The 18,258-nt window shown below is 37.0% G+C and carries 19 protein-coding genes; 8 read left to right on the plus strand and 11 right to left on the minus strand.

The genetic code is table 11. The annotated features are described in order from the left end of the window. The first annotated feature begins 80 nt into the window (after positions 1-80). Entirely contained in the window at positions 81-860 is a 780-nt protein-coding gene (fabI, locus tag CKJ95_RS14635) for an enoyl-ACP reductase FabI (protein WP_099354182.1), read from the plus strand. Positions 861-902: 42 nt separating this feature from the next. On the opposite strand, the gene CKJ95_RS14640 is transcribed toward fabI, so the two are convergent. Next, complete coding sequence (locus tag CKJ95_RS14640; RefSeq protein WP_099354183.1) at positions 903-2,750, minus strand: monovalent cation:proton antiporter family protein; 1,848 nt, start codon at positions 2,748-2,750, stop codon at positions 903-905. 34 nt (positions 2,751-2,784) lie between these two features. Next, a complete protein-coding gene (gene mgtE / locus CKJ95_RS14645; RefSeq protein WP_099354184.1) occupies positions 2,785-4,164 on the minus strand; it encodes a magnesium transporter in 1,380 nt (459 codons plus the stop codon). A gap of 250 nt (positions 4,165-4,414) precedes the next feature. Between mgtE and CKJ95_RS14650 the strand changes: the two genes are divergently transcribed. Both CKJ95_RS14650 and prpE read left to right on the plus strand, forming a co-directional pair. Further along, on the plus strand, positions 4,415-5,590 hold the full coding sequence (locus CKJ95_RS14650) for an FtsW/RodA/SpoVE family cell cycle protein (protein ID WP_099354185.1): 1,176 nt from the start codon (positions 4,415-4,417) through the stop codon (positions 5,588-5,590). A gap of 140 nt (positions 5,591-5,730) precedes the next feature. Next, positions 5,731-6,468: a bis(5'-nucleosyl)-tetraphosphatase PrpE gene (gene prpE, locus CKJ95_RS14655; protein WP_099354186.1), complete on the plus strand. Its 738-nt coding sequence runs from the start codon at positions 5,731-5,733 to the stop codon at positions 6,466-6,468. Positions 6,469-6,620: 152 nt separating this feature from the next. Here prpE and CKJ95_RS14660 read toward each other — a convergent pair whose 3' ends face one another. Genes CKJ95_RS14660 through CKJ95_RS14675 form a run of 4 tightly spaced genes read right to left on the minus strand, consistent with a single transcriptional unit; the run spans position 6,621 to position 9,394 of the window. Next, complete coding sequence (locus CKJ95_RS14660) at positions 6,621-7,520, minus strand: RluA family pseudouridine synthase (RefSeq protein WP_180271526.1); 900 nt, start codon at positions 7,518-7,520, stop codon at positions 6,621-6,623. An 18-nt stretch (positions 7,521-7,538) separates the two neighbouring features. Next, a complete protein-coding gene (locus CKJ95_RS14665; protein ID WP_099354188.1) occupies positions 7,539-8,333 on the minus strand; it encodes an NAD kinase in 795 nt (264 codons plus the stop codon). A 17-nt stretch (positions 8,334-8,350) separates the two neighbouring features. Further along, positions 8,351-8,992: a GTP pyrophosphokinase gene (locus CKJ95_RS14670; protein WP_099354189.1), complete on the minus strand. Its 642-nt coding sequence runs from the start codon at positions 8,990-8,992 to the stop codon at positions 8,351-8,353. Between the two features lie 33 nt (positions 8,993-9,025). Beyond that, positions 9,026-9,394: a UPF0738 family protein gene (locus tag CKJ95_RS14675; protein WP_099354190.1), complete on the minus strand. Its 369-nt coding sequence runs from the start codon at positions 9,392-9,394 to the stop codon at positions 9,026-9,028. A gap of 146 nt (positions 9,395-9,540) precedes the next feature. Between CKJ95_RS14675 and CKJ95_RS14680 the strand changes: the two genes are divergently transcribed. From CKJ95_RS14680 to CKJ95_RS23845, 4 genes are all read left to right on the plus strand, one after another. Then, complete coding sequence (locus CKJ95_RS14680) at positions 9,541-10,140, plus strand: CYTH domain-containing protein (protein ID WP_099354191.1); 600 nt, start codon at positions 9,541-9,543, stop codon at positions 10,138-10,140. Further along, complete coding sequence (locus tag CKJ95_RS14685) at positions 10,137-10,751, plus strand: lytic transglycosylase domain-containing protein (protein WP_099354192.1); 615 nt, start codon at positions 10,137-10,139, stop codon at positions 10,749-10,751. The genes CKJ95_RS14680 and CKJ95_RS14685 overlap by 4 nt, the downstream gene beginning before the upstream one ends. A gap of 196 nt (positions 10,752-10,947) precedes the next feature. Then, positions 10,948-11,787 (plus strand): ClpXP adapter SpxH family protein, encoded by an 840-nt coding sequence (locus CKJ95_RS14690; RefSeq protein ID WP_180271538.1) that lies wholly within the window; start codon positions 10,948-10,950, stop codon positions 11,785-11,787. 250 nt (positions 11,788-12,037) lie between these two features. Then, positions 12,038-12,214, plus strand: a complete 177-nt coding sequence (locus CKJ95_RS23845; protein ID WP_245864076.1) for a hypothetical protein — start codon at positions 12,038-12,040, stop codon at positions 12,212-12,214. Between the two features lie 158 nt (positions 12,215-12,372). On the opposite strand, the gene pepF is transcribed toward CKJ95_RS23845, so the two are convergent. The 5 genes from pepF to CKJ95_RS14715 form a co-directional block, all read right to left on the minus strand. Then, positions 12,373-14,196: an oligoendopeptidase F gene (pepF, locus tag CKJ95_RS14695; protein WP_099354194.1), complete on the minus strand. Its 1,824-nt coding sequence runs from the start codon at positions 14,194-14,196 to the stop codon at positions 12,373-12,375. Between the two features lie 64 nt (positions 14,197-14,260). Beyond that, complete coding sequence (locus CKJ95_RS14700; protein WP_099354195.1) at positions 14,261-15,526, minus strand: competence protein CoiA; 1,266 nt, start codon at positions 15,524-15,526, stop codon at positions 14,261-14,263. A gap of 132 nt (positions 15,527-15,658) precedes the next feature. After that, positions 15,659-16,327 carry an adaptor protein MecA gene (gene mecA / locus CKJ95_RS14705; RefSeq protein WP_099354196.1) on the minus strand — a complete coding sequence of 223 codons (669 nt, stop codon included), beginning with the start codon at positions 16,325-16,327 and terminating at the stop codon, positions 15,659-15,661. 356 nt (positions 16,328-16,683) lie between these two features. Continuing rightward, complete coding sequence (gene spxA, locus CKJ95_RS14710; protein ID WP_099354197.1) at positions 16,684-17,079, minus strand: transcriptional regulator SpxA; 396 nt, start codon at positions 17,077-17,079, stop codon at positions 16,684-16,686. A gap of 235 nt (positions 17,080-17,314) precedes the next feature. Further along, the gene (locus tag CKJ95_RS14715; RefSeq protein WP_099354198.1) at positions 17,315-17,890 is read right to left on the minus strand and encodes a GNAT family N-acetyltransferase; all 576 of its coding nucleotides are present in this window, start codon (positions 17,888-17,890) and stop codon (positions 17,315-17,317) included. A gap of 146 nt (positions 17,891-18,036) precedes the next feature. On the opposite strand from CKJ95_RS14715, the gene CKJ95_RS14720 reads away from it, so the two are divergent. After that, a complete protein-coding gene (locus tag CKJ95_RS14720) occupies positions 18,037-18,222 on the plus strand; it encodes a hypothetical protein (protein ID WP_099354199.1) in 186 nt (61 codons plus the stop codon). Positions 18,223-18,258 lie beyond the last annotated feature (36 nt).

Raw genomic sequence — 18,258 nt, forward strand, 5'->3', positions numbered from 1 at the left:
ATGATATGATTAGTATCAGATACTAAAACTAGGTATAATAATAAAGGAATAACATTCTTGATGCTGTTATGGAGGTTACTATGGAAGATTTAATTCAGTTAGAAGGTAAAAATATTGTTGTTATGGGTGTAGCCAATGAAAGAAGTATTGCTTGGGGCGTTGCAGAATCCCTATATAAAGCTGGAGCAAAAGTAATTTATACATACCGTCTAGATCGTTCTCGTGAAAAGCTTGAAAAATTATTAGAGAAATACAATTATCCCGCAGAAATGATTGTTAGATGTGATGTGAACAGTGACGAAAGCCTCACACAAGCGTTTAATAAAATCGGTGAAAAAGTAGGAACCATTCACGGATTAGTTCACTCTGTTGCGTTTGCAAACGCAGATGACTTAAAAGGTGATTTTATCGAGACATCCCGTGATGGATATGCATTTGCACAAGATACAAGTGCATATTCCTTAGTAGCTGCAGCAAAAGCAGCACGACCATATTTAGCAGAAAATGCTTCAATCATAACGATGTCCTACCTTGGTGCTGTACGTGCTTTGCCAGGATATAATGTAATGGGAGTTGCAAAAGCTGCACTTGAAGCGTGTGTAAGATATCTTACATTTGACCTTGGAAAAGATGGGATCAGAGTCAACGCAATTTCAGCTGGTCCAATTAGAACATTAGCTGCCAAAGGTGTACCGGGCTTCAATGATATTATGAAAATGATTGAAGAAAAAGCTCCACTAAAGAGAAACGTTACAAAAGAGGATGTTGGAAACATGTCCATTGCTATGCTAAGTAACCTTTCACGTGGAGTAACTGGTGAAGTTATTTATGTAGATTCAGGATATAATATTGTAGGTTAAAAATAAGAGGGCGACCAAAGTGCTTGGTTCGCCCTCTTTCCTTCAGAACTCTAAATCCACTCTTAATTCATCAACATACTCCCTCGAGCCTGTTACGATTAAACGATCCCCAAGCTGAAGCTCAGTGTCACCATGTGGAACAATCGAGTCTTTGCCTCTAAAAATTCGAACAAAGATTACATCCCCTGTAAACGGGAAATTTCGTAGCATTGTGCCATCATAAAGACTATTGTTCATTTCAATCTGATACAAGGACTGCTCCTGATTAGTCAAGATTGTCATGATACTAGGCGCCTCGATTAACGCACGAAGTAATGTATTGGTAGACATTAGTAAAGAGAAGACATCTATATTAAGGTCTTTTAGCTCATCACCAAGCTCGCCTGATTCAATTCTTGCAATTACACGGTCTACTCCATTTTCCTTCGCGAATTTTGCAATTTCAGCATTCATCTCATCAGATCCCGATGTTATCACTAAGATATCCACATCAAAAACATCGGAAGCTTTTAGCGTGTCAATCGAATAATCAGAGAGTTCAACAATATCAAACACTGAATCAGAATGTCTTTTATCAATTTTATCCTGCACAGTATGATAAAGTGTCGTATCATATAGTTTCGAATTCAATTCTCGTGTTACTGGTAAGGTCATCTGGTTTGCACCAATAAATGCAACACGGATAACAGGTTCTTCGACCACTTGCTTTGGAAAAAGCTTTTTAAACCCAATAGGTGAAACAATACTTGCAATAACCGCCACCAAGATTAAAGCGCCTGACATTCTATCATCAATGATTCCCATCTTCTCCCCAACAGTTGCAGCAGCAATAACTAAGGATAACGTTGATGTTAATAACGCACCTGCTCCTATCGTCGTTCTCCAATCATACCATCGCTTAATATAAAGAATCGGAAGCATTTTTGAAATGACTAATGCTATAAATAACAAGGGAATGAGCAATAAAATCTTCGGATCTTGGAAGAGTGCCCATAAATCAAGTTCGACCCCAATCATTACAAAAAAGATTGGAATTAAAAATCCATAACCAAATGAATCAAGCTTTTGCACCATTTCATGGTTTGGAGATAATAATGATACTAAGACACCCGCTAAAAATGCTCCTAAAATATTTTCTGCACCAATTGTCTCAGAAAGAGCAACTAATATCATAATTAACGCAAAAATGGCTCTTGTTCCAATTTGGATTGTTCCCTTTGACATCGTTTCTAGGAAAGAACGATTTTGGAATCTTTTTCCAACGAAGTAGAGGAGTACACCTGCACCGAATAGGATTAATAGTAGCCACATATTGCTCTCTCCGCCACCATAAATTGAAGCAAAAACAGCAAGTAAAATCATTGTCACGAGGTCAGCCACAACTGCGACTAATAAAATAATCTGACCGATATTCGTTTTCATGATTTGTGCATCCTTAAGAGTTGGTACGACAACTCCTAAAGAGATAGTGGAAATGATTAATGTCATTAAAAATGCATTATCCGTAAACCCAGTCCACACAAACATATATGATAATAGTAGTGATAAAATAAATATTCCTGCAAAAACAATTAACGAAACTAAGAAAGTATTTGGAGCCTTTTTGCCATTAGGAAGCTTTTGTCGCTTCTTCCCTCCTGCAAAAGCAGTAAAGTCAATCTCAACTCCACTTAAAAACATTAAAAAGATAAATCCTAATGTAGATAATGTTTCAAGCCACATATCAGGTTCGACAACATCGAAACCACTTTTTCCAATAATAATCCCCATGATAATTTCAGCTACAACGACAGGTATTGCCCGTAATTTAAACCTATGTAATAACAGTGGTGTCAAAAAGGCCACCACCATCACGATAACTAACGAAGTTAATGAAGCACCATGTTCCATACTTTACCCCCTTGTGAATAAGAATAAGATAAAATTAAACTAAATAAGTCATAAAGAAAGTTGCTAACCCGAAATAAATTAAAATACTGATAATATCATTGATTGTGGTGATAAAAGGCCCTGACGCAACCGCCGGGTCAACCTTTAACCGATGCATAAGTAATGGTACAAGTGCACCTGCAAGAGTCGCGACTATCAATGTAACAAATATAGACAAACCAACAAGTAATCCAAGATAGAGGTTTTCTTGCCAAAAATAAACAATAAACATTATTACCGTTCCACAAACAGCACCAGTTATAACTCCTGTGCCGGCTTCTCTCATGATCAATAGCCATTTATTTTCTTCCTCATCTTCACCAATCGCTATTCTCCGGACAGCAACAGCCAAGGCTTGTGTTCCGGTATTACCTGCCATACCAGCAATTAACGGAATGAAGACAGCTAATATTGCAACCTGATCGAGTGTTGCTTCAAATCGCCCAATTAGGCTTGCTGTTAGCATTCCAAGGAAAGATAAAATAATGAGCCAGGGCAATCTCTTTTTTGCTGAAGTAAAAATGTTTTTATCTGCAGAATCAACATCTGAAATTCCCGCAAGTTTTGAGTAATCATCAGATGCTTCTTCATCCATAACATCGATAATATCATCTACTGTAATTATCCCCAATAAATGGTTTTGGAAGTCAACTACCGGAACAGCTAAGAAATTATAGTCTTTCATCCTACGAGCAACTTCTTCCTGATCTTCACTAACAGACACGGAGACAACTCGGTCATTCATAATTTCACTAATCATTGTGTCATCATCAGTTACAAGTAAATCTCGAATAGAAATAACACCCACAAGGTGTTTTTCCTCATCTATCACATAAATATAGTAAATCGTTTCAGCACGAGGAGCTTCCTTTTTCAAAATATACATCGCTGATTTAACCGTTTGATTAGCATGTATCGCGATAAATTCGGTAGTCATGATACTACCGGCAGTATATTCCTCATAATGAAGGAGTTGTTTAATTTCCCCAGCAGCTTCATCATCCATAATTGTTAAGTAGCTTGCGACCTGCTCTTTATCTAATTCATTTAATACGTCAACAGCATCGTCCGCATACATTTGAGAAAGCATATCTGCAACAAAGGTTGGATCCATCTCAGATAGAAGCTCTTCATATTCATTCTCATCTATTTCAAGGTTTTCGAAAACCTCCGCCATTTCCGATGGAGACAAAAAAAGATATACGTGCATTCTAGCATCTTTTGGTAATTTCGCGTAGAATTTTGCTCTTTCATATGGGTGTATATCTAAAAATACGGTCCGGAACTGGTCAATATTCTCATTTTCGAGAGCTGTAAGCAATTGTTCATTTTCTAATTGCTGCTGCTCTTTTTCATTTACCTCTTGTTGTAACATGTAGTTCCCCCCCTTACAACTGAAAAAACAAAAAATTTACATACATTTTCAGATATGTAACATACGACCATTTACTTTTTGTGGCTATATGTATATCATTTTTTATTTAGTGAACTGCTATGTAAAGATTTGCAATCAATCAAAAATAAGCTAAGATAAAATTGGCTATTTATGATAAAGTGGATATTGAATTATACCCTGTTTTCTATAATATAAAACTCGTGCCAGATTAGAAAGGATTTTTTTATCCATGAATAAAGAAAATACTCCACAAAAAATTGATTATACATTGTTGTTTATTTTATTTCTAATGGCTATCCTTAGCGCCATTGCAATCCAAAGTGCACAACCCTTTTTACCGGAAAAGCTTAAAAATATCAATTTCGCTGCACAACAACTTCAATGGTATGTAATAGGAATTGTCGCGATTATTGGAACAATGGTGATCGACTTTGATCGATTTAAAATGATTTCCTGGTATTTATATGGGTTTGGAATGGTGTTATTATTTGGTCTGTTTGTTGAAAAATATATTGTTGACATCCCCTTCGCTTCTAAAGTAAAGGGAGCAACAAGTTGGTACAACTTTGGTTTTGCAAGCTTCCAGCCCTCTGAATTAATGAAAATATTTATGATTATTGTACTAAGTAAAATTATTTCGGATCATCGTGAAAATTATCCTATAAATACAGTAAAGGATGACCTGCTTCTTATCGGAAAGATTTTACTAGCGTCTGCTCCTCCTATTGGGTTTTTAGTATTACAGCCTGATATGGGAATGACTATGGTCTTTATGTCAATCATTGCTACAATGCTACTTGTTGCTGGTATTAAATGGAGAATTATTTTTACAGCTATATTTTCAGCAGTTCTTGCAATATCTACAGGTGTGTTTTTATACTTTTATTTTCCTGACTTTTTCTTTAAATATATTATACAAGACTATCAGATGAGTCGATTTTATGGTTGGCTTGCTCCTTTTGAAACTGCTGGAAATGAGGGTCACCAATTAGTTCGTTCCTTACTCGCAATCGGTTCTGGCCAATTGCATGGCAAAGGATTCCAGGAATCTGAGGTTACGATTCCAGAAGGTCACACCGATTTTATTTTCGCTGTAGTGGCAGAGCAATTCGGATTTGTTGGAACAAGTATTATTATTTCTTTATTCTTCTTATTAATCTATCGAATGATTCATATAGCATTAGAAAGCCATGACCCATTCGGGAGTTATCTATGTGCAGGTGTAATTGGAATGATCACCTTTCAAGTATTCCAAAACATTGGAATGACAGTTGGAATTCTACCAATCACAGGTCTTCCATTGCCATTCATTAGTTACGGGGGTAGTTCCCTAGCAACCTATATGATCGCAATCGGGATTGTACTAAATGTTCGTTCTAGAACAAAGAAATTCATGTTTGATTAACTTAAACATTATGAAATAAAATCACGCCATTTTTCTTATAATAGTGAGAGTGGCGTGATTTTTTTACGTTTATAACTTGTGAATAAGATATATATATGGCACAAAACTGCCGAGAACGCATTTTTAGGATGGTGCTTAAGATGAAAATTGATGTAATTGGTGACATACATGGATGCTTTCAGGAGTTTAAAGAGTTAACAACTAGGCTAGGGTATTCCTGGGAAAGCGGGATTCCACTACATAATGAACGTACATTAGCCTTTGTCGGTGATTTAACAGACCGAGGTCCTGAGTCATTGAAAGTGGTTGAAACAGTGTATCAGCTTGTCGTCCAAGCAAAGAAGGCATACTACGTGCCGGGCAACCACTGCAATAAACTGTATCGGTTTTTTATTGGGAATAAGGTTCAAACCACACATGGCTTGGAAACAACCGTTGCAGAATATGAGGCGTTGTCCAAAAAGGAACAAGAGTCAATCCGTAATCAGTTTATTGAATTGTACGATGCCGCCCCCTTGTACGAGAGGTTAGATGGAGGAAAGCTAGTAATAGCTCACGCAGGGATTCGTGAGGATTACATCGGCCGCAATGATAAAAAAGTTAAAACGTTTGTGTTATATGGAGATATTACGGGAAAGAACAACCCTGATGGAACGCCGGAAAGACGTGATTGGGCTAAGCATTATAAGGGATCTTCGTGGATAGTCTATGGGCACACACCAGTGAGAGAACCTAGACGGGTAAATCATACACTAAATATCGACACCGGATGTGTGTTTGGCGGTAGTTTAACTGCATTAAGGTATCCTGAAATGGAGACTGTATCTGTGCCTTCTACAATGCCTCTTGTTGAGGAGAAGTTTCGGGAGTTTGGGTAGGTGGTGTTGGATTAGAGCTTGGGAACGTGCTCGAAACTGGGTCTTACGTTTCCCCTTTTGTTTGAGTTCCTCGGCGATCGGGTACGATTCACACCATTTTGTTCGAGATTCTCGGTAAACAGGACACATCCTCCTCCACACAAAAAGCGACCTCACAAGGTCGCTTTTTCCAATAATCCCCTCATATCCTTAGGTAGTTCTGCTTGAAAGACTAACTCTTTTTTATCCATTGGATGCCAAAATGAAAGTTCTCGGCAATGGAGTGCTTGCCTGCCCATTTCCGCTTTCTTCCCCCCATACAGATCATCTCCTACAATCGGATGGCCAATATGAGATAGATGGACGCGGATTTGATGGGTACGTCCCGTCTCAAGCTGCAACCACACATGCGTCCACTCACCAAGCTCTTGAATAACTCGAAAATGAGTAACCGCCCTTTGTCCATCCTGCCGCACTTGGCGCTCAATAATACTATCGTCCTTCCTGCCGATTGGGTCATCAATCGTTCCAGAATCCACTTCCAATTTACCGTGTACAATCGCTTCATATGCCCTTTTCAATCTTCCAGTTTTCTGCTGCTCCGATAATAGATGATGAATATGGCGATGTTTAGCAACTAATAATAAACCTGACGTATCTCGATCAAGGCGATTAACCAAATGAACGGTCGCATTAAGACCTGTAGAATTATAATAAAACAATAATGCATTGGCTAAACTGTCTGCCCGGCTTTCCCGTGAAGGGATTGATTGCTGATGGGGAGGTTTGTTCACCACCAATACATAAGGGTCCTCATACACAATCTGTAATGGTAGATTCTTAGGAAGTAATTCCATGCTCGGCTCCTCAGGCGGGAATACGACCTTCAAGACTTCCCCCTCCATTAATAGGTGACGAACTGTAACAGAAGTATCATTAATAAAGATACCCCCACCAGCAAATTTAATATCTGTAAGAGCCGTTTTCGAAATTTGCTGCTCTCTTAAAAATTCTCTAATCAATTTTCCCGTGTCCCGTGAAGAGATTTTCCATTCTAATGTAAATTGAGCCACAATCCTTTTTTCCTTTCCTCAATCCGAAATAAACGAATCACGCACTCTTTTCCAGAATGGGAAAGGTCGGAAGCGTGCGAAACGTACTTTTTCCGGAGCTACTCGGCATTGAATGGATTTAACATCCTTGTGTAAAAGGGTTAAATGGTCAATCGTGATATGAAAATCCACGTCGTTCACGGGTTTCATCACAATCGTATGATGATTCGGTAAAATCAATGGCGAACCCACTGTTCGAAACACCCGATTATTAATCGAAGCCATTTCTGCTACCTGAATTGCCTCGATAGCCGGATGTAATATAGCACCACCAAGCGCTTTATTATACGCAGTGCTTCCAGAAGGTGTGGAAATACACAACCCATCCCCACGGAATGTTTCAAAAAGCTGACCCTTGATCTCAAGGTCCATTACGAGTGAGCCTTCCACACTTTTCACCGTACACTCATTCAATGCGAGATATCTTGACTCTCTTCCCCCATTAATATACCGGATATATACTTCAAGTAATGGATATTCAACCACTTGATACGGGGTTTTTGCAATAGCAATCACGAGTTTTTCAATCTCTTCCGGAACCCAGTCGGCATAGAAGCCAAGATGCCCTGTGTGTATACCTACAAATGCTGTTTTATCCAAACGACTGCGGTAACGGTGAAAGGCATATAATAGTGTTCCATCTCCTCCGACAGTAACGACAATATCTGGTTGGTCCTCATCATAAGTGAGCCCGAAGTCCATTAAATACGTTTTAATTTTATGCATTAATGTATTAGAGTTCGAGTCACCTCTCGAAGTTACAGCAAATTTCATATTTTACACCCTATCTATTATGATTTATCAGAGTCATTACCTTCAGCTTTTCTTGAAAAAATAACTTGAGCTTCTTGAATTTCGCCACGAATCTTAGACATTTCCTCATCAAGCTGAAAAGCAGCCTCTGCAGCACGTTGTAGACGGTTCTCAATTTCTTGCGGGAATCTGCCCTTATATTTGTAATTTAAGGAGTGTTCGATGGTTGCCCAAAAGTTCATAGCAAGTGTGCGTACTTGTATTTCTACAAGGATCTTCTTTTCTCCATTAATCGTTTGTACCGGGTATTTGATCACAAGATGATAGGATCGATACCCACTATCTTTCTTTTTGGAGATATAGTCTCGCTCTTCAATGATTTCAAAATCATTCCGCATCTTCAATATTTCAACGACCCTTTTAATATCGTCTACAAATTGGCACATCATTCTTAGGCCTGCAATGTCTTGCATCTCTTCTTCGATATGATCAAGTGGTATATTTTTCTTAGCAGCTTTATCTAAAATACTAGGGATTGGCTTTACTCTTCCAGTTACGAACTCAATCGGGGAATGGGTACCTTGCATTTCGAATTGAGTTCTCATTCCTTTTAGCTTAACCTTTAGCTCATCAACAGCTTGCTTATATGGAGCCAAAAAAAGATCCCAGTCTTTACTCATAATAGCCCCCCCTGTTTGTCTAAGCTATAACAATCAAAATGTTTTTTCAACAAGCTCGACCATTTCATTTCCATAGTTGGTGTTACCTTCAATGTTTTGTAACAGGTACTCCAATTCAGGGATGATGTCGATAAGTTCAATTTCGTTTTCTTCAAGGTGTAAAATAACTTTTTGATTTTCAGAGATAACATTTTTAAGTGATGGCCATATAGATGACGGCAAGCTCACATATATAAATTCTTTTTCATTTTCTAATTTGTAGATAAATGCTAATGAGTCAGAATCCACAAGCATTTGTCCACTAGCCTGCAAACCGGCTGTGTCAAAATTTGGTCTTTCTGCAATTAGCTCTAATTGGTTGTTAGAGGTGTTCATTTCACTAATTTCAATACGTTTCTGCATCAGTAAGCTCCTTTTTCTCTTTTCAAAATCCACACTTATTTTATCATATGTACATCCATTCTTTAAAGAATTGCTAACCAAATCCTAAAAAAGATACACCATAATGATATAATAATAAAAACTAAAACAAAGGACAGGTTGAAATTATGTCACAAGAGCTTGAAATTGAGTTTAAAAATATTCTAGAGGAAGATGAATACCGACAATTGCTGTCTGCGTTCTCAATTAGTGAGGACAAAAAAGTAATTCAAGAAAATTTTTATTTTGATACACCTGATTTTTCTTTAAAGGGAGTGGGGGCTGCCCTCCGTATTCGTGAAAAGAATGGGATATATACGCTTACATTAAAACAGCCCGTTGAACGCGGTTTACTTGAGACTCATCAGGTACTAAGTAAGGAAGAAGCCGAGCAAATGCTTAATGGTGGAAACATCATTGAAGGTGAAGTTGTATCAATTCTAAAAGGGTTATCCATTAAAACCTCGGATGTTCGTTTCTTTGGCTCACTAAAAACGAAACGAGCAGAAGTTGAATATAAAAATGGCTTACTAGTACTGGATAAGAGTTACTATTTAAACCAAACTGATTTCGAGGTAGAATATGAAGTAACTGATGAAGTTAGCGGAAAAGTAATATTTTCTGAGTTACTACAACAATACAACATACCTATTCGGAAAACAGACAATAAAATTCTTAGGTTTTATAATCGAAAAAAACAAACTCTACTAGGAGAGGAACTCACTTGAAAATAGATTTTAAAGTATTGATGGAGCTCCAGGCTTTGCGTAACGTTTCGTCATCCGATACACCGACAACAAGTAATGATGGTTCCTTATTTAAGGACATGCTGTTACAGCTTATGTCTAATGCTTCTAGTTCAACAACTGAAACTATACGTTCGAAGGTTAATCCTTCATCTTTAAATATCAATAATCATTATCTGCCACTTACAATTTCGGGCTTTGCGCCTATGTCAGTTCCGAACACTTTTGATGAAATGATTCAGAATGCTGCACAAAAATACAATGTGGATGCCCGGTTAATCAGTTCTGTAATCAAGCATGAGTCTAATTTTAATCCAAATGCGAAAAGCCATGCAGGAGCTACTGGCCTCATGCAATTGATGCCTGCAACAGCGAGAGGATTAGGTGTAACCAACCTAACTGATCCTGCGCAAAGTATTGAAGGGGGCACAAAATACCTTCGAAGTATGCTTGACCGTTACAATGGAAATGTTTCACTTGCCCTTGCCGCCTATAATGCAGGACCAGGTAATGTCGATAAATATGGTGGAATTCCACCTTTCAAAGAAACACAAAACTATGTTAGAAAAGTAACAGAAACCTATATCGGGTAACAAAGTTCTCCTGGTCTAAAACAGGAGAACTTTTCTTTTATAAGCGATTTAACACTAATTCCATAAATTTCAATCGATCAAAAGTGCGCTTTATTTGAGTTAAATCTCATCCATTGATAAAATATTAGTACACTCAACATATGATAGAAACTCCTTACGAGTAGAAAGGGGTAAGGTCTTGAAACATTCTGAAAATATGGGCTTCAATCAAACATCTAGCAACCGTCCGTTAGAAATCTATATGTTTATTGATCCATTGTGTCCTGATTGTTGGGCACTAGAGCCCATTTTAAAAAAGCTAACAATTGAATATGGAAAGTATTTTACAATTCGCCATATTTTAAGTGGCCGCCTTGCTTCCTTAAATATACAAAAGAAGAATAAACCTGCAGATATGGCTCAGGTATGGGAGCGCACTGCTAGCAGGTCAGGAATGTCTTGTGATGGTAGTTTATGGCTTGAAAACCCCATTTCAGCTCCGCATTCTGTATCGATTGCGATTAAAGCGGCTGAGCTGCAAGGTAAAAGAGCTGGAATACGTTTTTTACGAAAACTCCAGGAAAATCTCTTCCTTGAAAAACGTGATATTTCTGATATAGATGTATTAATGTCTTGCGCAGATGAAGTCGGACTTGATGTAAATGAATTTATGAACGACCTACATTCATCAAGTGCAGCCAAAGCATTCCAATGTGACTTAAAGATTACATCTGAAATGGAAGTCGATGAAATCCCTACTCTCGTTTTCTTTAATGAAAACATTGAGGAAGAAGGTTTGAAAATTACTGGCTGTTATCCATATGATATGTACGTCCATATCATTTACGATATGCTTGGTGAAAAAATCGAACCAACTCCGGCACCTCCATTGGAAGAATTCTTAAAATACTTTAAATTTGTTGCTTCAAAAGAAATTTCAGTTTTATACGACTTGCCTATACCAGAGGTTGAACGGGAAATGAAAAAGCTTATACTAAAGCAAAAAGTAGAGCAAGTTCCTGTTAAATACGGAACCTTCTGGAGATATATAGACTAATAAAAAAGACTTGGTCATTTGACCAAGTCTTTTTTCTATTTCAATAAAGGGGATGGGAGAAATCTCACTTCAAACAAAGGGGTGTTGTTTGTGTGATTACTTCTTGAATACATAATAGCAAGATTGATAACCATTTTCAACTATTTGTACATTTTTTCACAAAGTTGTCAAATTCCCTATTCTTAAAACGCTTGCTTGGACATAGATATTAAAATAGATACTTACATTCACTTGTAAGGAGGACGTAACTATGAGGAAAATCGGGCTGATAATCGGGGTGGTTATGATCATCCTCACCTTTGGATTAAACATATTAGGATTGATGAAATTAATTCCCCTTTACATTACAACCCCTCTTTTATTTCTTTCATTACTCGTGACACTTGTTATTTATAATCACCGAAATCGATTTAGGGGTTTTCATTAATAAGAGGGCATCCAAATGGATACCCTCCTCTTTTTATTGTCTAGCTCCAGGCGCCATCGGCTCGAGGTCATAAGTCAATCGCTTCGGAAGGTAAAATGCACCTTCTGTCAGCGCTTGTCTTATGCTTGTCGCCGATAAACGGGCGCCTTGTGCATTTCTTATCGCTTCTCTAATAATTTTTCCATTTCAGTTAGCGTTGCTTCGAATACTTTACATGCTTCTTTAATCGGATCTGCTGAATTCATGTCCACGCCTGCACTTTTAAGTACCTCGATTGGATAATTGGAGCTTCCCGCTTTTAGGAAATTGTTAATATATCGTTCAACAGCAGGGCTGCCCTCTTCTAAAATTTGCTTACTTAAAGCAGTTGCAGCGCTATATCCTGTTGCATACTGGTATACGTAATAATTATAGTAGAAATGCGGAATTCGAGACCACTCTAAGCCGATTTCCTCATCTACCACAATATTTGTACCAAAGTATTTCTTATTTAACTCATAATACATTTCAGTAAACAGATCTGGTGTTAATGCTACCCCTTCTTGGGCTTTCATATGAATCATATGTTCAAATTCTGCAAACATCGTCTGACGGAATACAGTTCCTCTAAAGCCTTCAAGCTGATGATTTAAAAGATATAATCTCTTTTGGTCATCATCGATCGTTTTTAATAAGTAATCTCCTAACAGTGCCTCATTACAAGTAGACGCAACCTCTGCTACAAAGATCGAATAATTTCCATATGTGTATGGTTGATTGTTTCTTGTGTAGTAACTGTGTACAGAGTGACCAAATTCATGAGCTAGCGTAAACAGATTATTCACATTATCCTGCCAGTTCATGAGGATATATGGATTTGTACCATATGCACCTGATGAATACGCTCCGCTTCGCTTTCCTTTGTTTTCTTGAACATCAACCCATCGATTATCGAAGCCTTCTTTTAGAACATTAATATAATCCTCACCTAATGGAGCGAGCCCCTTAAGGATATAATCCTTTGCTTCCTTATAAGAAACTTCCATTTTCACATCTTTAACTAATGGAGTGTAGAGGTCATACATATGCAACTCATCTACACCTAATGCTTTTTTACGTAAGTCCACGTAACGATGTAAAAGAGGCAGATTTTCATTAATTGTATTTACTAGATTATCATATACCGTTTCTGGAATATTATTGCTACTTAGAGCTGCCTCGCGAGCTGATCTATAATTACGAATACGTGCATTAAAATTATCCTTCTTTACAGTACCACTTAATGTGCTACCAAAGGTATTTTTAAACTTTCCGTACGTGTCATAAACCGCTTTAAAAGCTTCTTCTCTTACACGTGGGTCAGAGCTTTCAAGGAATCGAATATATCGACCATGTGTAATCTCTACCTCTTCACCGTTCTCATCTTTAATAGTCGGGAACGTTAGGTCAGCATTATTTAGCATTCCAAATGTGTTGCTTGAAGAGTCCATTACTTCATAAGCTTGTGCAAGCAAGGCTTCTTCTTTTGCGGATAAAACATGTGGTCGTTCACGATTAATATCGTTTAATGCATGCTCGTATACCTTCAGCTCTTCTTTTTCAGCTAAAAAAGATTTAATTTTATCTTCATCGACTGATAGAATTTCAGGAACGATAAATGCGAGCGCACTTCCTACCTGTGTATACAAATTAGTTGCACGATCATATAAACCCTGATAAAACGAATTAGATGTATCTTGGTCATTACGCATATGTGCATATGTATAAAGTTTTCCTATTCGTAAGGAAATTGCATCTTGATAAGTTAACGCTTCATATAGCTGATCCGCAGATTCCCCGAGTTTTCCTTGGTATGCTTCAATTCCAGGGATCATCTCTTTTATTTCTTGAAATTCTTTTTCCCAATCTACATCTGATGCAAAAATATCTTCTAATCTCCAAGTATCCTGCTCAGCAATCTCATTACGATTCGGGAGCTTCTTTACAGTTGATTGTTCAGCCATTTTATAAACCTCCTATTTCCTACTCTTTAAAATGTATTCGATATCCTATTGACTATCTCCTTTTTTATAAGAAAAAGTTTAAGTTTTTTGAATTCAGTCCTCCACCAATATTAGGTTTTACCATTCCAACTTCTTCATTCTTCCCAACACTTTCCAACCTTTTGGAAAGGGCTACATCCATATTATAAGCTTCCTCCAAATTAACCGGTATTTGAAATTCACTCGTTTTTTGATATTTTGTCTGTGTAAGTTTTTTTAGTGTCCCAGCTTTCACAAGCAAATGCAGGTATTCCTCAACAGCAAGCGAATATTGAGTATGAAAAATCAACGGCAGTTGTCTGATTGTAATATGTTTTGATGCAATTCGCTTAGATATCACCTCCATGACCTTTGAAAAAAAGAAAGTATCCCCTACTCGTAGTGGAAGCAATAAATCTAACAACATCCACATTTGCCATATCATTGATGGTGTATGGAACCAATAGGCAGAGCGGACAGACAAACCAGCTTCAGCTGGCAAATGGGCTGGCGGTATACGGTTTTGGTAGAGGGAATATAAAAATGATGCAATTTGATTAGATGAATAAACGGAGTAGCTTGCTCTCCATTTATTTTTTTTTCTTACCCACAAACATTGTAAGTTAAACATAGGTTGGTTAGGTACGAGCAGCTTTGGAAAGGAATGCACATTTTCTTTATGGAATTGAATGGCACAGAAGGTTTCACTAGTTGTAAAAGGTTGAAGGTTGGCTAGTTTTACAAATGTAGAGGTATCTGGGCAGTAATAGAGAATGCTAGGCTGGAATGGTTGATTAAAAGAGGTTGCAAAAAGCCATTGAAATGGTGAAAGTCGAACTGAGTAGGTGGACTGTCGTTTAAACCATTTTGCACCTAAAATCCAAATAGGTACGATGCCTTTTTTCTTATAAGAGTCTGATCTTTTTTTAAATAGGGGGTAATCAATTTGGGAGCATTGGTACTCGATTGCGTACCGTTTGTCTTCTGTGGTCACTAATAGGTCAGGGCGTTGTGAAATTTCAGCTAAAAATGGCTCTAACTGGACTTTATAGCCTTGTGCTTGAAACCAACGATAGAGCTGCCGTTTACCTTCGAGATGGTACTCAGACTCTGGCTCAGTTTTAATACTGCATTCTGCTCCTTTTAAATGTGCAAAATGATGTGTTTTCTTCATACCTGCTTTTAGCTGAACCTTACTTTGACATGCAGGACAAAGAAAGCTTTCATTGCTACGAAGTTCAAGTAAATCAGAGCGCTTCCATTTTTCCGCTAAAGAAATATATTCTCCATTTTCACGTAATGCAACAAACACTCATGTCATCTCCTTACTCTTAATTTACTGCTCCTTAAAAATAGCATAGATACCCGTGCATGTACAATTATAAAATTTCGAATTTTTTCAACATGAAAAAGCCGATTCCAAAAAAATGAAATCGACTTTTATTTATAGTGAGAAGTATTTAACCATCTCAGTTAATGCATTCTCATTAATTATCTTTTTACCATACTCTTCAATTCTATGAATAGACATCGATGACTCATTCCCATACTCTAAGACTATGCTGAGCATATTTTCCAGTTCATCCTCAGTGTAGAGTTCCTCGTTAAAATCAATAAATAAGTAGTACTTATTTTCAAAAGAGTACAAGGAATTGTTCAATCCATCTAGTTGGATCCGGTGTGCAAGAGAAATAACATCTTCAAAATCATTAAATCGAATTAGAAATTGGAAGTTTTCTTCCTCAAATTCCTCAATAAAATCATTTTCTTCATACTTAGAATGAAATTGCTGATCAAGTAAAGATTCAATCTTTTCATCTACTGGAATCTTATCGTCACCAACTGGAAGTTCATATTTATTCCCATCTTTAGATAGCTGTGCGCGTGTTACAAGTACCTCTAGCCCTTTTTCTAACGCCTGGACTTGGATCCATAGTGGACCATCAATCGTGAATTCTTCTTCTTGATGAATTTCATCCATCATTTCCCAGAAGAGCTCTTCGCTTCGTTCCCGGTTATACCATATTTCTTCACGTTCAAATCCGCGTTGCTCTATGTCATTATATGAAATATAGAATTTTACTGTATGTTCATTGATTCTTTCGATTTCCATTACAGAACCTCTCCCTTCTTGCTCAGATTTTGAAGGGACGTTATACCCCCGAGCCAGATGCTCTTTTATTCACTTTTCCCATAATGGTAGCAGAATAACCTATCTTAAAGAAAAAAGTCTATATCTTGTACTTTATTTTATGTTAAAAGATATGAGAATGGAAATAAAAAAGAGTAATTTGTTAAAAACAGTGATTTTGCCCGTTTTTCACCCAAATTTATCATGAATGCGGTTAAGTTTTTTTCGGGAAGTTACTGTTTTACGTACCATTATAATACGAAATACAAAAGAAAACGAGAAATATGTCCTAATAAATAAAAAAACTTCTACAGATGAACAGTAGAAGTTTCTTGTTGTTAGTTTACTAAGCGTTGTGCTTCTTTTAATTGGAAGGTACGAACTTTTCTTGGTAAAAATCTACGAATTTCGTCCTCATTGTATCCAACCTGAAGTCTCTTCTCATCGATGATAATTGGTCGGCGAAGAAGTCCAGGGTTTTCTTGAATTAATTTGTATAAATCTTGAAGAGGCATGGTCTCCAGATTTACATTTAATTTTTGGAATACTTTAGAACGAGTTGAGATAATCTCATCTGTTCCATCTTCCGTCATACGTAAAATTTCTTTAATCTCTTCGATTGAAAGAGAATCAGAAATAATGTTTCTTTCTTGATATGGAATTTGATTTTCCTCTAACCATGACTTCGCTTTACGGCATGAAGTACAGCTTGGAGAAGTATAAAGAGTAACCATTAACTTATCACTCCCTTAAAAAGTAGATTATTACTTAACAATCAGCATGAGTGGTCATGGAAGTTTATGCTAAATTAAAATTAATTTAATTAAGTAATTTCTTTAATTATTATACCTTAAATTTTCTGAGAAAGATAGACAATTTTGAAGAAAACTTTAGATTGATTAATATGCTGATTCTCGTGCGGTTGTATAAGAAAAGCAATAGGAAAGACAACTCCTATTGCTTTTAAATTTACACATCTCGCAGGATATCACGATTATCATTCTTATTGTTAAATGATAATACTTCATTGACATCTTGGTAGGAATCCCCGTAAAATTCTTTATCTTTGTACTTGTGAATCTCATCGTAAGTTTCCCGCATCGCTTTGTAAATGAGTTCTTCCGACTCGTTCGTAGGAGACCAGTATAGAATTTCCATTTGATTAAGCTCATTTGTTGCTAACGATTTACGTTCATAACCAATAGAAGTTGCGTGTTCAAAACCTTCTCTCCTATAGAACTTTAACCTTTTTTCAGTATCCGAGTCTTCATAATTGACGGGTTCGACCTCAAGAATAATGGGTTTTCCTTTTTTCTTTAATTTTTCAAGAAGTTTATGGCCAAGCCCTTGTCCACGGGATTCTTTTGAAACGAAGAGATAGTCGATAAAAATAAAATGGTCAAGTTCAACATACATGAGGACATGATATGGTCCTTCATCTTTATGATAAATATCCCCTTTTTCTTTCAAGAGTGTTTCCATATGCTCTTTTGATTTCATTTCTTCAATGGGAAAATACTGATTTAGTTTCTCATACCAGTTCATACATCTGCTCCTTGTACTTTGATAGGACATCCTTAGTGTATGCAATGTTTTAGTTTTGTTTCTAAATTTAGATATTCCCTCTTTCTTTAAAACTAAACTTGGAATAGAATAGAAGTAAAGAAGCGTTTTCATTAAGGGGGATATTCATGGCAAGCTACATAATGGATTTAGGTCTAATTGCTATTTTAGTCATTGGTATTACTGCTTTGATGGGTGTTATCGCAAATGGCGTTGGGGAAAAAGTTTTTGGAGGTAAATCCAGTTCGGATATTGTAACCCGTGATTTAAATGTAAAAGCTGGTTGGAAAAACGTTGGTGGACGGAAAAAATAAATAAGATAAGCTGGCACAGTGAGTTGTGCCAGCTTT

Origin of the sequence: Fredinandcohnia onubensis, assembly GCF_002734285.1 — a bacterium.
GTDB classification, from domain to species: Bacteria; Bacillota; Bacilli; order Bacillales; family Bacillaceae_L; genus Ferdinandcohnia; species Ferdinandcohnia onubensis_A.